The organism is Lacrimispora amygdalina (assembly GCF_003432035.1).
GTDB lineage: Bacteria > Bacillota > Clostridia > Lachnospirales > Lachnospiraceae > Lacrimispora > Lacrimispora amygdalina.
This window is the reverse complement of sequence record NZ_QOHO01000031.1, coordinates 67,387-80,834: the sequence shown is the minus strand read 5'-3', so window position 1 is coordinate 80,834 and position 13,448 is coordinate 67,387. Positions and strand designations below refer to the sequence as shown.

Genomic DNA, 13,448 nt, shown 5'->3' with positions numbered 1-13,448 from the left:
TTTTTATGCAAATCTAAGCTGTGATCCGCTATAATCTATTTTCATATTTGGCATCCGTTCTCCTATTCTCAGATACGGGCAGTTTGCAGATACCAGAGCTTTTGCCATTATCGGGACTACGCTATTTCCAATTCTGGCAACCTGTTCTTTCACCGGATATGTTTTTCGTTCATAATCCTTATCAATGATATAATCCATAGGAAATCCCTGCGCCAGTTTAAGCTCCGGCTCTGCTTTTAACATACGCAGGAAAATATCATGGATAATGTATTGTTCTCCATTGACTTCAAAAACCACATTCACAAGCCCGAAACGATCCTTTGTTGTAATTGTCCCAAGTGGAGAATTTATTTTCTGCCCTACTCCCTGACCGTAGTACTTAACAAGGAAAGCGGATACGAGGCCAAAATGTCCAGGTGAGGTTGTTATTGTGTGTAACGGTTCTTCACAGCCTTGACCTATTCCGGTTTTATAAAATTTTGTGATGAATGCAGTTACCAATCCATACCTATTGCTTGTATCAATGGTTTTTAGTGGTTCATCTAAATTCTGTCCCCTGGAATCCCCTTCTTTTGTTTCACCGTGATACTGGATCAGAAATGCTGCAGCTTGCTTTTCTGGAACAATGAAAGGATTTTTATTGTCAATTATGTATTTTTTAATTCCGTTTGCAATTCGCTTTTGCGTTGCCTCTGCAAGTGGTTTCTTTCTGTCAAAAATTGATTTTCCAAAATCTGACCAATCTATAACGGATGAAGCCGGAACCCATGAATTAAATCCATTTTCTCCATTTTTGCTATGAGTTTGTACAGGCCATATTATTGGCTTCCCATCGCGCCTGAGTATTGCATACCAGCGTTTTCTTGTTGTCGGCGCGCCATAATCAGCCGCCACAAGCTCTCTACAATCAAATTCATATCCAAGTGATTTCATAGCAGTAATAAAACGGTTGTAATCCTCCCCTTTGCGTTCCTTAATCGGGTGTCCACTGCTGTCCAGTGGTCCCCATTGTTGTATTTCTTCTACATTCTCCATAAGGATCACATCAGGAAGAATTGCTTTTGCATGTTTATATACTGCCCACGGAAGTATACGCAGCCCCTTTTCTCTCGGCTGTCCTCCTTTTGCTTTGCTATGGCTTGTGCAATCTGGACTGGCCCACATCAAAGCAACGTGACGGCCTTTTACGTATTTCTGCAAATCCACCTTGAAAATATCCTCAGTCAAGTGTAATGTATCTGGGTGATTGGTTTTGTGCATCCGTATAGCCTGTGGATCGTGATTAATAGCAATATCAATATGTCTACCCAATGCCATTTCAATTCCAACGCTTGCACCGCCTCCACCAGCGAAGCAATCTATAATTAAATCTTTCATCTTTTCTAAAAGGAACCCGGCGCGCCTTATTCCCGGGAAGGTTCCGGCTCCTTTCTTTTATTTGACCATTTTGCCAGCATTGGCAATATGGTTACTCATGCAAATTTCAGTTTACTTGATTAAATAACCACACAAAAAGACCTACTAACATTAAATATTGATAGCTAGTAGGTCTTGGAATACAAATATAAAATTTAAATTTTTCCCTTTAACTGGTTTGGAGACTTTATCCAAATAAGCTTTTTTTCATACTTAATGAGCCTGTTTTTATGAAAATTACGATTTCTTTCAAAATCATTTGTCCATTTAAACATATGCTTTAGCATATCATAGGTAGGCTTATAGTTACTTTTTTCATATCCGATTTTTTGCTTTATAAATCTGAAAATTATTCGATATATCCTAATATACAATGGTGTGTCTAAAAAAATAATTTTATCTGCTAAATCATATAAGATTTTTTGGCTTTCTCTATAAGTTCCCTCTATAATCCATGAACTATTTTCATCTATTTTATCAATGATTTCTTTTTGCTCTTGATCAGAACGTTTATATCTTTTTTCATTAGGAAATCCCCATGCAATACAATCTCCTTCATAATAGATTATACTTAATTCTTCCGATATTTTTATTGCTAACGTTGTTTTCCCACTTGCAACACTACCAAATATGAGTATTTTCATAAATACCTCTATTCTTAATAAAATTAAATAGAATAAAATCTATAATGATATTTTACATTAAATTTCCCCAACTATCAATATTAAGTTCTCAATGTACAGTAATTCATCAAATCCTAATTTAACGATTTTCACCCCTGTTTTTATCAAAAATTACGCTTAAGTGTTTATACTGTCAAGTAATGGTCTAGCGTCGCGCCGGGGGCGCTGACGCTAGACCATATTCCATGAATGAGCAGACAGCCCCCCCAGAAGAGCAGAAGAGCGGATAATAATTTGACCCCCAACAGAGATAACTATCGTACCACTTTTGGGGCAAATCCCTGTCTGGACAACCGCTGAACCTTTTCATACGTATCATAGGATTCCCTAAGATCATCAGTCTGGATAAAAGAGCGTACCCAACGTTTCGGAAGCTTGAATTTCTTCTCCGGACTGTAATTATCTATAACAGAGCAATAGTCATCCGCATCATAGCATTTTACCCGTGTCCAACGTCCGAAGAATGTACGGCATTCCATAACGTCATAACATTGTTCCCGGAGAGGTTTTGCAACACGAGTAAACACCTGTGAAGATGATAAAATGGTTATTTTCTGCTTACGTTGCATCGTAGATTCCCATTCTATGTCAGCGGAATCTGCATCCGAAGCAGTAGCGATGTAGAACTGCATATAAATTTCCTCCCGAATATAAAAAAACCAACAACTTGTAAAAGGTGTTGGAATTATGATATAATTATGCGTGGCGGTTTTAAGAGTAAGTGACGGTTTCAACTATTCGCGAAAGTCTAGTTTAACGAATAGTTTTGTGGAAAAATTATAGAATAATAACATTCACATAAAATTTATACAGTTTACTAAAGCTTCAACTTTAATTTATATTTAACATTACCGTTATATTACTATTATGCTATTGCTCGATTGATAAATGCGGTTTCAAATTGCAATTACTGTAATTAGGGATCTTATTATTTCAAATTATTCATATGTAAGAATTCCGGATAAAGTAAAACTATGGCATATATAAAATAATTTATACATAAACAAGAGGTGAATTCATGAAAGCTACGCTCTCCTACCATCAACAAAAAGATATTGAAAACGTAAAGCATCTGCGTGAGTTGATCAAAGAACTGCCCCATTTCTGCGGTGATTTTTTCCGAGGCATTGAACCACGAACATCTTCCCGTACCAGGATTGCCTACGCCTATGATTTAAAGGTGTTTTTTGACTTTTTGCAAAAGGAAAATCCGGTCATTCGTAAGCTTGAGATGAAAGAAATCCCATTGGACTTTTTGAATACACTTAAGGTTGTAGATATAGAGGAATATATGGAGTATTTAAAGTACCGGTTTAATGATAAAAATCAGGAAATAACCAACAAAGAGCGTGGAGTCATGCGAAAAATCTCCTGCTTGAAAAGCTTCTATAATTATTATTACCGAAATGAAAGGCTTCAAAACAATCCGGCTGCTTTAATTCAGCTTCCTAAGCTGCACGAGAAAGAAATTATACGTTTGGACATAGATGAAGTTGCGCTGCTTCTCGATGAAGTAGAAAAAGGAGAATCTTTAACAGAGAAACAAAAAGCCTATCACGAGAAAACAAAAGTTCGGGATCTGGCGCTGCTCACACTTTTACTTGGAACAGGAATACGTGTTTCCGAATGCGTAGGTTTGGATCTTAATGACATTGATTTTAAAAATGGAGGCATACGCATACATAGAAAGGGAGGAAAAGAGGTAACTGTCTACTTTGGAACTGAGGTTGAGGATGCACTCCTGGATTATCTGGAAGAACGAAATCAAATTATTCCTGATGAAGGTAATGAGAATGCACTCTTTTTATCCATGCAGAAAAAGAGAATTGCTGTTCGCAGTGTAGAAAATCTGGTTAAAAAATATTCCAGGCTGGTGACACCTTTAAAAAAGATTACTCCGCATAAATTACGCAGCACCTATGGAACCTCCCTTTATAAAGAGACTGGTGATATCTATTTAGTGGCAGATGTTTTGGGGCACTCTGATGTAAATACCACAAAAAAACATTATGCCGCGTTGGAAGACGAACGTCGTCGCAGTGCTAGAAATAAAGTAAAACTGCGGGAAAATTAATACACTCTTATTATGAAACGGCAAGCCAGCCTGAAAGGTATCTTTCAATTTTTCTACTTATGTCACGCCTCCTGGCACTTTACTGTCCCCATTACCAAATTGCCGCAAAAGCAAAGGTCGAATTTGCTGTGCAAGATAAAGCGAGCCACAAACACAAATGGGGTCAGAAGGTATAGTGATCTCTGTGGCAAAATCAAGTGCTTGCTGTATCTCATCAAAAGTGTATACATTACTGCAATAAGTTTTTGCCGTCTTTGCAAGACTTTGAGATGCCAGTGCTCTTGGATTATGTGGGGTAACAGCTATAAAATGATGAGCAAGTCTGGCAATTTCTTTAACCATAACATTATAATCTTTATCAGCTAATACTCCCATTATCACCGTCAGCCGTTGACTGGGTAGTTTATACAGACTATCCTGAAGTGCCTTTGCCCCTTCCGGATTATGACAACCGTCCAATAATACAAGAGGCGAGGTTCTGATTATCTCCTGGCGTGCAGGTATTTTAGCGTTTTTTACTCCTTCGGTTATTGCTCTCTGCTGAATGGAAAATCCCATTTCTGCAAGAGTAAAGGCTGCAGTTATTGCAGTAATACAATTATAAATCTGAAACCTGCCAGTCATGGACTTTATGTATTGCTGCCCCATATAGAGAAAGCTGTTCTCCGGGAAGGTGTCCTCCATCACATTAAGATGTTGCAGAGAAGGCACGATCAGTCTGCCATGTGCTTCGTTGCATCTATGTTTAATTATATTCATAGCTTCGGGCTGCATCAGTGGATAGCATATCGTGATCCCCCCTTTTATAATCCCAGCTTTATGCACCGCTATCTCTTCCAGCGTATTTCCCAAAATCCCCATATGGTCCAAACTTACCGAGGTGATAATTTGCAAAAGAGCGGGAGGAATGATATTTGTGGAATCCTCTTTTCCCCCAAGGCCACATTCCAGACAAACAAAATCACAGCCACTGCGGTAAAACCATTCAAAGGCTATCGCTGTAATTACCTCAAATTGTGTTGGATACTCTCCTTCTACACAAGAATCCTCCCAACAGGAAAATACATATTCCCCACAGCTTTCCAGCTGATTATAAGGAATAGGCAGATGATTGATCTGCATGGTTTCATTAAAATTCAAAATATAAGGACTGATAAAAAGCCCTGTTTTATAACCGCTCTCTTTTAAAATACAGGACAGTATAGTACAGGTGGATCCTTTGCCATTTGTTCCCGCTACATGTATAAATTTTAACTTCTCCTGCGGATTTCCCATATTGTTTAACAATTTCCCAATACGCTCAAGACCTAAATTTATACCGTATTTTGCAATGGAATTCAGCTTGTCCATCACAGACATATCTACCATGTTAGTCATAAAAAACACGCCCCCTTTCTGTTAGTGCAACACACCAGTCAATATGCTCCCTAAGGAACCACATTAAATTAATAATGATTATGAAAGGGCTGCAAGCAATCTTTTGACGCTCATTTTGCGAATTGGGTGTATCAAATGCGGGTCGATTTCACATAAAGGTGCAAGAACAAAATCTCTTATATCCATTTCCGGGTGAGGAACAATCAAATCTTCTGTATAAATGATTTTGTCTCCGTACATTAGAATGTCTATATCCAGGGTACGCTCTCCCCAATGGCGCAGTCGAACCCTACCTGCAGCATGCTCCAGGCGCTGGCAAAACTGCAGCAGCTGATTGGGGGTATAAAAAGTTCTTATCTTGATTACTGCATTTAAAAAAGAAGGTTGATCAGTTACCCCATAGGGCGGAGTTTCAGTATAAGTTGAAATTGCCATAAACTGACAGTTTTTATCCTGTACAACTGCCGCTTTTACAGTGTCCAGATATGCCTTTCTATCTCCTAAATTAGAACCGATTGCCAAGTAACAGATTTCCCGTTTCCTGGTAATGCAAAGTGAAACATCAGAAAATTTTGTAGCAATAGGCGCATGCGGTTTGTGTACAGTCAGGGATATCTCCTCAACTAAAGGGTACTCATACATTAAATATGACACAAGATTGTTAGCAAGGCTTTCAAGGAGATCATATCGATTGCTGCAGGCAAAGCTTTTTATCTTGAGCGCTACGTCTCCGTAATTTACTGTTTTTTCAATCTCATCATTGCAAAAGGATGTGTCTAAGACCAATTCGCAATCAATTGCAAACATTTGGCCTAGTTGCTTTTCACTTTCCAATACTCCATGATAAGCAAAAAATTCTATACCGGTCAGTGTTATTTTATCCATTTATCTTCCTTCATTATAGATTTTACCATTTTTATAGTGTCGAGATTTTGTTCAATGTCATGTACTCTTACAAAACTTGCACCCTTCATAACACCAACGGCAGTTGTGGCAAGTGTACCATAGAGTCGTTGATCGGTAGGTTTTTCAAGAGTTAGTCCAATTACTGATTTGCGTGAGGTGGCTATCATAACAGGATATCCCAGACTGCACAGGCGGTCGGTATTATTAATAACATGCAGGTTTTGATTGTAATCCTTGGCGAAGCCCACACCTCCATCCAAAATGATTTTTCCTTTTTCTATGCCTGCTTTCTCTGCCTTTTCAAGGCTGTCATTGATGTCTGACAAATATTCTTCCGAAAAATTTTTATATTGATTGCTGCGGCGGTTGTGCATCAGGCAATAAGCCAGACCGGATGTTGCAACCACTTGTGCCATCTTATCATCATATTGCAGGCCCCAAATATCATTTACCATATCAATTTTATTGCTTAGGGCCTGGACAACCTGCCATTTATAGCTGTCCAATGAAATTGTAATGTCAAAGTTTTCCTTCAGCTTTTCAATCACAGGAGCAACCCGACTAATTTCCTGCTCTGAAGATACTGTTGTATGCCCAGGACGAGTTGACTCTCCGCCAACGTCAATAATATCTATACCTTGACAGATCATTTCCTGCGCTTTCATCAGGGCATCATCTAAGGCATTATACTGGCCTCCGTCAGAGAAGGAATCTGGTGTAACGTTTAATATTCCTACAATATATACATTGTTTTGCGTGTCAAATACTTTATTGCCTATAATCAAAGGGTGACCTCCATATTTTTATCCTGTTGTTTCCAGTTGCACTGTGCCTGGGCGCTGCATAAAAAGCAATTACGGCTTTTTTTATCTGCAAACTGCAAAAGCTGTGAAAGTGTATGGGAAGTGTCTTTCGCGTTGTGATTTGCGATTGCAAGGGTAATTTCATCGACTTCATGCCGGCTAAATCCCGCGTCTTCCAGCAGCTTTTTTGCAATTACTGCTCCTTCCCGGGCGTGATCCGCCCCTGCGCTGTATTCGATACTCCTGCCAATGTCGTGCAGCAATGCTGCCGAATACACTAATTCCTGGGAATAATCATACCCTTTGGTCAAAGTTTCCAGATACATAATTCTGGCTACATCCAATAAATGGGAAAAGCTGTGTCCACAAAAAATTCTGTTTTTCTCAGATTGATTAATCTTAGATAACCAATCAATGTATTCTTGACTATTTATAATTTTATTTATTCTTTCCATCACTTTATTAAATCCTGTATGCTTTTTTGCAGTGCAAGATCTCCTTTCAGTATGCCTCTGGTTGCAACCGTTACTGTTTTAGTGCCAATTTTTTTCACCCCTCGCATGGTCATGCAGGTGTGAGTGGCTTCCACAATTACCATTACCCCTAATGGGTCAAGACTCGTATAGATACTATCAGCAATCTGGTTTGTCATCTGTTCCTGTATCTGCAGGCGACGGGCAAATACTTCAGTTACTCTGGCAAGCTTGCTTAATCCCACTACTTTGCCGTTTGGAATGTAGGCAATATGCACCTTACCAAAAAAAGGAGCAAGGTGATGCTCACACAGGGAATGAAATTCAATATCCTTTTCCAATACCACGTCATTGTTATCTGAATGAAATACAACCGATAAAAGTTCTGAGGCGTTCATATCGTAACCCTGAGTAAGCTCCTCATACATTTTTGCCACACGCGCAGGTGTGTCTGCAAGCCCCTCCCTCATTGGATCTTCTCCTATTGCTTCCAGCAAAAGGGCAATGGCCTGTTCCGCTTTCTGTAAATTCACCATAAATATATTCCTTTCTATTTTACAAATAGAGTAGCGCAGCCAGAGAAGCCTATATAAAAAAAGGACAGGCAATAAGCCTATCCCGCAAACATATAAACTTTAATAACAGCGGGATGCAAAATTTATACCGCAGGGCTTACCCTTTCGTTCTCCTGACAACTCCCCGTTCAGGAAACACTTTACGCATAAATTCCTACTCTGTAAAAGACACGGTGATACCGTATCTAAACTTGCAAATAAGTATACCACCTGCTTTTTAAATATACAACATAAATTATTTGGCATTAAATAGTCGTGTACTGACTCTATTGGATATCCCGTTATACAGGACAGACGTTCTGAATAATTCTTAGACAGGTTACTTATCCTGGCTCTGAACGAAATAGGCTACAGTCAGATACTGACCGGAATGAATGGTATCTTCCCTTAATCTGTTCATATTCTTTAGTTCCTGTACATACTGAGCGGTAGACATACCGCTGTTCTCAACATACTGATCAGCAATACTCCAAAGGCTGTCTCCGTTCCTGATCTCTATACTGGTATAATACTTCTCTATTAGTGGTGTTCCTACCTCACCGGCCAATGCATTCATCAGGGAATGTCCGCAAAAATGAGCTCCAAGCAGGACTGCCAGGGTTAACATGATTAACTGTTTCATAATATGCATACCTCCTCAAATATAAGAACATACGTTCCTTTCACTGAAATTATCATAACACTAAGAACATATGTTTGTCAATCTGTTTTGCATTTTTTCGAACAAAGGTTTGCATTTTCCCCGAACATATGTTACTATAGTTTTAATGAATAGGAATGAGGAGGCTGTGTTATGGCGCAAGAGAAAATTACACCCAAACAGCAGGAAATTTTAGAATATATAAAAGAGACTATTTTAAAGAAGGGATATCCCCCTGCAGTCAGAGAGATCTGTGAAGCGGTTAATCTTAAATCCACATCTTCGGTACACTCTCATTTGGAGACTCTTGAGGAAAAAGGATATATAAGAAGAGATCCGACTAAGCCCCGCACGATTGAGATTATTGATGACTGCTTTAACCTTACCCGCAGGGAAGTCGTGAACGTTCCCATACTGGGAACCGTTGCTGCCGGGCAGCCTTTATATGCGGAAGAGAATATTGAAAATTATTATCCAATACCCTCCGATCTTCTGCCAAACGCAGAGACGTTCATGTTGAAGGTCAGGGGCAATTCCATGATTAATGCAGGTATTTTGGAAGGGGATCAGATTATTGTGGAACACTGTCCTACTGCTCAGAATGGAGAGATTGTTGTAGCTCTTGTAGATGACTCCGCTACGGTAAAGAGGTTTTTTAAAGAAAACGGCCATTATCGTCTTCAGCCTGAGAATGATTCTATGGATCCTATTATTGTAGATCATGTTGAGATTCTTGGAAAAGTGATTGGTTTGTTCCGTTTGGGGATTCATTAAAAACAAAGCTTGAAGTTGACATAATTAATTTATGTCAACTTCAAGCTTATAAAAATAAAAAACGGCTCACAATAAAAATAATTGTTAAGCCGTTCATCTGCAATCTCATTATATCTTAAATTTATTTTGCATCTAAATCTTCTACGGCGATTATCTTTCCATCTCTCCAGATTCTTTCCAGATCATAGAAAAGACGGTTTTCTTTGTCAAATACGTGCACGATAATATCGCCATAATCCATAAGAATCCAATTGGCTGTCTGGTAGCCTTCCACCTGCTTGCATATATAACCCTTTTTACCCAGTTCCTCTTCAACGTTGTCTACCATTGCCTGTACCTGATTGGAATTCGTACCGCTGGCAATAATAAAATAATCTGCAAGAACTGAGACGTTTCGAATATCTATGATGCTGACATCCTCGCCTTTTTTATCAGATAAAGCTGCATAAGCAGTTTTTACCATATCCATGGATTGATTCATTTTGTTTCTCCCTTCTTTTCGTTGTGAACCTGTTTATAATAAGCATATGCCTGGTTAGAAACAGAATCCACAAAACTTCCTTTGCTTTCCAGATATTCAAGAGTATTCTTAAGAATCTGATAAACACATTCATCCAAATCTGTAAATGCAAGAGAACGAATATGAAGCAGATCCGGCGCTCTCTCCCGTCTTGGTTCAATATAATCTGCCGTAAATACGATTTTTTCAAGCAGGGACATCTCTGGTCTACCTGTTGTATGCCACCGTACGGCATTTAAAACCTTCTGGTCAGTAACATTATATTTATGCTCCGCCAGCCATGCCCCATATTTGGCATGCAGCACGACTGGGGCCTTAAGTTCATCATCAGTTAGTAGAATATTCTGTTTCCGGCACTTTTTTATAATGTCTTCGTTTCCGTAATGCTTTGCACAATCGTGCAGCAGACCCGCAAGCTCTGCCTGATCTAAATTACAACCGTAACGCATAGCCAATGCGGTACAGATAAAAGAAACACTTAAGGTGTGTTCATATCTTAAAGGATTCAGTTTTTCCTTTAAATCATTTCTCAATTCCATTATAACATCTATCATGCTTTATCCTTCTCCTGATATAAGCCTTGATCGTTAATATATAACAGTACCTCCTGGGGTACATATTCCGAAACAGAAAGACCTTTTGCAATTCGTTCCCGCAGCATGGCGGAAGAAATATCCATCTCTTCACAATGAAGAATACGAATATCTGCGTTGTATTTGTTATAGAGGTAGGCAATCTGCTGCTCCATAGAAGGATGCGCATCTTCATATTCCCGCCTCGCAGCTAAAAATACAGCCTGAGACAGAACCTGATCCGGTTCATACCAGTTCTCAATTTCATAAAGCGAATCAGCTCCTATGATAAAAAAGAATTGATGCTGTGGATATGCTTTACGCAGCAGTCTTAAGGTCTGAGCGGTATAGGTACTTCCGTTTCTTCTCACTTCAAAATCAGAACAGACCAGTCCTGATTTTCCTTGAATGGCAAGTTTCGTCATCGCAAGGCGGATTTCAGGATTTGTTATATGCCGGTCATTTTTGTGAGGCGGATGTCCGGAGGGCATAAACCATACCTCATCCAGCTGATATTCCTGATATGCCTGCTCTCCCAGCATCAGATGACCATTGTGGATCGGATCGAATGTTCCGCCCATAATCCCTATATTACCCATAATTATCGACTCCCTGGCCCAACAATCAGGCTTCTTTATTTAGGAAGAACAATTTTTCTTTTTGTTTCGTCTTTTGCCTGCTTATAAAGGACAATTTTTCTTCCAATTACCTGAACTACTTCAGAATGGGTCCGTTCAGACAGTATTGAAGCGACGCTGGTTCCATCATCTGCACAATTTTTTAAAATGGTTATTTTGATTAATTCTCTTGCTTCTAATGCTTCTGCGATCGCATTTGTGATCTCAGGAGTTAAGCTGGATTTGCCGATCTGAAAGATCGGATCTATATTCATCGCCAGTCCCTTTAAATAGGATCTCTGCTTACTTGTCATATTATTCTCCTTGTTACTTGTAATAGTCAAATTCAAGACCATACATGCGGACCGTATCGCCTTCTTCTATGCCGGCATTTTCCAGTTCTTCCAATATACCGTTGTCTTTTAAGAACTTCTGGAAGAAGCTGAAGCCCTTTTCTGATTCCAGATTGGTATAACCAAGCATTTTTTCAATACGAGGTCCTTCTACTACATAGACTCCGTCTTCTGTTACTTCCACTGAGTAAGGCAGCAATACGCCTGACAGACTCGTTAAGTCAAATTCCTTTTCAAAGACCAAAGGACTTAAATTAACTGTTTTAAGCAGATCATACACTGCATACAGGAGTTCCTTAATACCCTGGCCGCTGACAGCAGAGATCGGATAAACCTTGATACCCTGGGGTTCAAATTCAGCTTTCAGTTTATCAATCGGACTCTCACCGTCTTCATAAATGGCATCAATCTTGTTAGCAGCTATAATCTGGGGACGCTTTATCAGATCCGGATTATAGGCTTCCAGCTCTTTATTAATGGCTTTGATGTCAGCGATCGGATCACGGCCTTCCGTTGATGCAGCATCAACAACATGAACCAGCACTCTTGTCCGCTCAATATGGCGAAGAAAATCATGTCCAAGCCCTATGCCTTCAGAAGCCCCCTCAATCAGTCCGGGGATATCTGCCATGACAAATCCTTTTCCTCCATCTATATCAACAACGCCTAAGTGCGGGTTTAATGTAGTGAAGTGGTAATTGGCAATTTTAGGTCTTGCATTGCTGACTCTTGATAAAAGGGTTGATTTTCCTACATTGGGAAATCCAACCAGGCCTACATCGGCGATTACTTTTAATTCCATCTGAACCCAGAGTTCCTGAGCTGGTTGTCCCGGCTGTGCGTATTTTGGAGCCTGCATGGTAGGGGTTGCAAAATTCATGTTGCCCTGTCCGCCTCTGCCGCCTTTTAAAATAACTTCACGGCGATTTTCTCCGGACATATCGGCAATGACTTTTCCTGATTCAAAATCTTTTAAAACAGTACCTTCCGGAACTTTTATGATTAAGTCGCTGCCATCTTTTCCATGGCATCTGCGCTTACCGCCCGGTTCTCCATCCTGTGCAGTATACTTATGAATGTGTCTGAAGTCACTTAAAGTATTAAGCCCTTCATCCACTTCAAAAATAATATTACCGCCTCTGCCGCCGTCGCCGCCGTCAGGACCGCCGCAGGGAACATAAAGTTCTCTCCGGAAGCTGACATGGCCGTCGCCGCCCTTTCCGGATCTTATATATATTTTTGCTCTATCGGCAAACATTCATTCACCTGTTTCCTTTCTTATGATAAAAAAACGCAATCCCATTATCCGATATTCAGACAAATGGGCGTATCGTAAAAAACGGCTCCATACGTCAAGGTATGAAGCCGGTCCAATTATTCGTTAATTGCTTTTGGATAAACAGAAACCTGCTTTTTGTCTCTGCCTTTTCTCTCAAATTTCACAACGCCATCCACTAAAGCGAATAATGTATCATCACCGCCGCGGCCTACGTTGATGCCTGGATGAATGTGAGTTCCACGCTGTCTGTAAAGAATATTACCAGCTAATACGAACTGACCATCAGCTCTTTTAGCACCTAATCTCTTAGACTCGGAATCTCTGCCGTTCTTTGTAGAACCAACACCCTTTTTATGAGCGAAAAATTGAAGGTTCATCTTTAACAT

17 protein-coding genes and 1 riboswitch are annotated in these 13,448 nt (G+C 39.7%); of the genes, 2 read left to right on the top strand and 15 right to left on the bottom strand.

Annotation, left to right across the window (positions count from 1 at the left end):
* Positions 1-3 precede the first annotated feature (3 nt).
* The 3 genes from DS742_RS11725 to DS742_RS11715 form a co-directional block, all read right to left on the bottom strand.
* The gene (locus tag DS742_RS11725; protein ID WP_117417197.1) at positions 4-1,377 is read right to left on the bottom strand and encodes a DNA cytosine methyltransferase; all 1,374 of its coding nucleotides are present in this window, start codon (positions 1,375-1,377) and stop codon (positions 4-6) included.
* 194 nt (positions 1,378-1,571) lie between these two features.
* Positions 1,572-2,060 carry a P-loop NTPase family protein gene (locus DS742_RS11720; RefSeq protein ID WP_117417196.1) on the bottom strand — a complete coding sequence of 163 codons (489 nt, stop codon included), beginning with the start codon at positions 2,058-2,060 and terminating at the stop codon, positions 1,572-1,574.
* A 293-nt stretch (positions 2,061-2,353) separates the two neighbouring features.
* Positions 2,354-2,731, bottom strand: a complete 378-nt coding sequence (locus DS742_RS11715; RefSeq protein ID WP_117417195.1) for a hypothetical protein — start codon at positions 2,729-2,731, stop codon at positions 2,354-2,356.
* Positions 2,732-3,117: 386 nt separating this feature from the next.
* On the opposite strand from DS742_RS11715, the gene DS742_RS11710 reads away from it, so the two are divergent.
* Positions 3,118-4,173, top strand: coding sequence for a tyrosine-type recombinase/integrase (locus DS742_RS11710; RefSeq protein WP_117417194.1), 1,056 nt, complete (start codon positions 3,118-3,120; stop codon positions 4,171-4,173).
* Between the two features lie 57 nt (positions 4,174-4,230).
* Here DS742_RS11710 and DS742_RS11705 read toward each other — a convergent pair whose 3' ends face one another.
* The 6 genes from DS742_RS11705 to yneA form a co-directional block, all read right to left on the bottom strand.
* A complete protein-coding gene (locus DS742_RS11705) occupies positions 4,231-5,550 on the bottom strand; it encodes a bifunctional folylpolyglutamate synthase/dihydrofolate synthase (protein ID WP_117417193.1) in 1,320 nt (439 codons plus the stop codon).
* 78 nt (positions 5,551-5,628) lie between these two features.
* A complete protein-coding gene (folK, locus tag DS742_RS11700) occupies positions 5,629-6,435 on the bottom strand; it encodes a 2-amino-4-hydroxy-6-hydroxymethyldihydropteridine diphosphokinase (protein ID WP_117417192.1) in 807 nt (268 codons plus the stop codon).
* Positions 6,423-7,241: a dihydropteroate synthase gene (gene folP, locus DS742_RS11695; RefSeq protein ID WP_117417191.1), complete on the bottom strand. Its 819-nt coding sequence runs from the start codon at positions 7,239-7,241 to the stop codon at positions 6,423-6,425. The genes folK and folP overlap by 13 nt, the downstream gene beginning before the upstream one ends.
* Positions 7,238-7,714: an HD domain-containing protein gene (locus tag DS742_RS11690; protein ID WP_117417190.1), complete on the bottom strand. Its 477-nt coding sequence runs from the start codon at positions 7,712-7,714 to the stop codon at positions 7,238-7,240. The genes folP and DS742_RS11690 overlap by 4 nt, the downstream gene beginning before the upstream one ends.
* Entirely contained in the window at positions 7,714-8,268 is a 555-nt protein-coding gene (gene folE / locus DS742_RS11685; protein ID WP_117417189.1) for a GTP cyclohydrolase I FolE, read from the bottom strand. The genes DS742_RS11690 and folE overlap by 1 nt, the downstream gene beginning before the upstream one ends.
* A 104-nt stretch (positions 8,269-8,372) precedes the next feature.
* Positions 8,373-8,471: riboswitch (THF riboswitch) on the bottom strand.
* Positions 8,472-8,626: 155 nt separating this feature from the next.
* Entirely contained in the window at positions 8,627-8,929 is a 303-nt protein-coding gene (yneA, locus tag DS742_RS11680) for a cell division suppressor protein YneA (RefSeq protein ID WP_117417188.1), read from the bottom strand.
* A 171-nt stretch (positions 8,930-9,100) separates the two neighbouring features.
* Between yneA and lexA the strand changes: the two genes are divergently transcribed.
* The gene (lexA, locus tag DS742_RS11675; protein WP_117417187.1) at positions 9,101-9,721 is read left to right on the top strand and encodes a transcriptional repressor LexA; all 621 of its coding nucleotides are present in this window, start codon (positions 9,101-9,103) and stop codon (positions 9,719-9,721) included.
* Positions 9,722-9,842: 121 nt separating this feature from the next.
* Here the strand turns inward: lexA and rsfS are convergent, their stop codons facing one another.
* The 6 genes from rsfS to rpmA form a co-directional block, all read right to left on the bottom strand.
* The gene (gene rsfS / locus DS742_RS11670) at positions 9,843-10,202 is read right to left on the bottom strand and encodes a ribosome silencing factor (protein ID WP_117417186.1); all 360 of its coding nucleotides are present in this window, start codon (positions 10,200-10,202) and stop codon (positions 9,843-9,845) included.
* Positions 10,199-10,795 (bottom strand): bis(5'-nucleosyl)-tetraphosphatase (symmetrical) YqeK, encoded by a 597-nt coding sequence (gene yqeK, locus DS742_RS11665; RefSeq protein ID WP_117417185.1) that lies wholly within the window; start codon positions 10,793-10,795, stop codon positions 10,199-10,201. Before yqeK ends, rsfS begins: the two co-directional genes overlap by 4 nt.
* Positions 10,792-11,412, bottom strand: coding sequence for a nicotinate-nucleotide adenylyltransferase (nadD, locus tag DS742_RS11660; RefSeq protein WP_117417184.1), 621 nt, complete (start codon positions 11,410-11,412; stop codon positions 10,792-10,794). The genes yqeK and nadD overlap by 4 nt, the downstream gene beginning before the upstream one ends.
* Before the next feature lie 35 nt (positions 11,413-11,447).
* On the bottom strand, positions 11,448-11,744 hold the full coding sequence (gene yhbY / locus DS742_RS11655) for a ribosome assembly RNA-binding protein YhbY (RefSeq protein WP_117417183.1): 297 nt from the start codon (positions 11,742-11,744) through the stop codon (positions 11,448-11,450).
* Positions 11,745-11,757: 13 nt separating this feature from the next.
* Positions 11,758-13,041 carry a GTPase ObgE gene (obgE, locus tag DS742_RS11650; protein WP_117417182.1) on the bottom strand — a complete coding sequence of 428 codons (1,284 nt, stop codon included), beginning with the start codon at positions 13,039-13,041 and terminating at the stop codon, positions 11,758-11,760.
* A gap of 116 nt (positions 13,042-13,157) precedes the next feature.
* Positions 13,158-13,448 carry a 50S ribosomal protein L27 gene (gene rpmA, locus DS742_RS11645; RefSeq protein WP_104436269.1) on the bottom strand — a complete coding sequence of 97 codons (291 nt, stop codon included), beginning with the start codon at positions 13,446-13,448 and terminating at the stop codon, positions 13,158-13,160.

Coding starts and splice junctions, on each gene's coding strand:
- DS742_RS11725 (WP_117417197.1), bottom strand. CDS start 1,377: ATGAAAGATTTAATTATAGATTGCTTCGCTGGTGGAGGCGGTGCAAGC.
- DS742_RS11720 (WP_117417196.1), bottom strand. CDS start 2,060: ATGAAAATACTCATATTTGGTAGTGTTGCAAGTGGGAAAACAACGTTA.
- DS742_RS11715 (WP_117417195.1), bottom strand. CDS start 2,731: ATGCAGTTCTACATCGCTACTGCTTCGGATGCAGATTCCGCTGACATA.
- DS742_RS11710 (WP_117417194.1), top strand. CDS start 3,118: ATGAAAGCTACGCTCTCCTACCATCAACAAAAAGATATTGAAAACGTA.
- DS742_RS11705 (WP_117417193.1), bottom strand. CDS start 5,550: ATGACTAACATGGTAGATATGTCTGTGATGGACAAGCTGAATTCCATT.
- folK (WP_117417192.1), bottom strand. CDS start 6,435: ATGGATAAAATAACACTGACCGGTATAGAATTTTTTGCTTATCATGGA.
- DS742_RS11690 (WP_117417190.1), bottom strand. CDS start 7,714: ATGGAAAGAATAAATAAAATTATAAATAGTCAAGAATACATTGATTGG.
- folE (WP_117417189.1), bottom strand. CDS start 8,268: ATGGTGAATTTACAGAAAGCGGAACAGGCCATTGCCCTTTTGCTGGAA.
- yneA (WP_117417188.1), bottom strand. CDS start 8,929: ATGAAACAGTTAATCATGTTAACCCTGGCAGTCCTGCTTGGAGCTCAT.
- lexA (WP_117417187.1), top strand. CDS start 9,101: ATGGCGCAAGAGAAAATTACACCCAAACAGCAGGAAATTTTAGAATAT.
- rsfS (WP_117417186.1), bottom strand. CDS start 10,202: ATGAATCAATCCATGGATATGGTAAAAACTGCTTATGCAGCTTTATCT.
- yqeK (WP_117417185.1), bottom strand. CDS start 10,795: ATGATAGATGTTATAATGGAATTGAGAAATGATTTAAAGGAAAAACTG.
- nadD (WP_117417184.1), bottom strand. CDS start 11,412: ATGGGTAATATAGGGATTATGGGCGGAACATTCGATCCGATCCACAAT.
- yhbY (WP_117417183.1), bottom strand. CDS start 11,744: ATGACAAGTAAGCAGAGATCCTATTTAAAGGGACTGGCGATGAATATA.
- obgE (WP_117417182.1), bottom strand. CDS start 13,041: ATGTTTGCCGATAGAGCAAAAATATATATAAGATCCGGAAAGGGCGGC.
- rpmA (WP_104436269.1), bottom strand. CDS start 13,448: ATGTTAAAGATGAACCTTCAATTTTTCGCTCATAAAAAGGGTGTTGGT.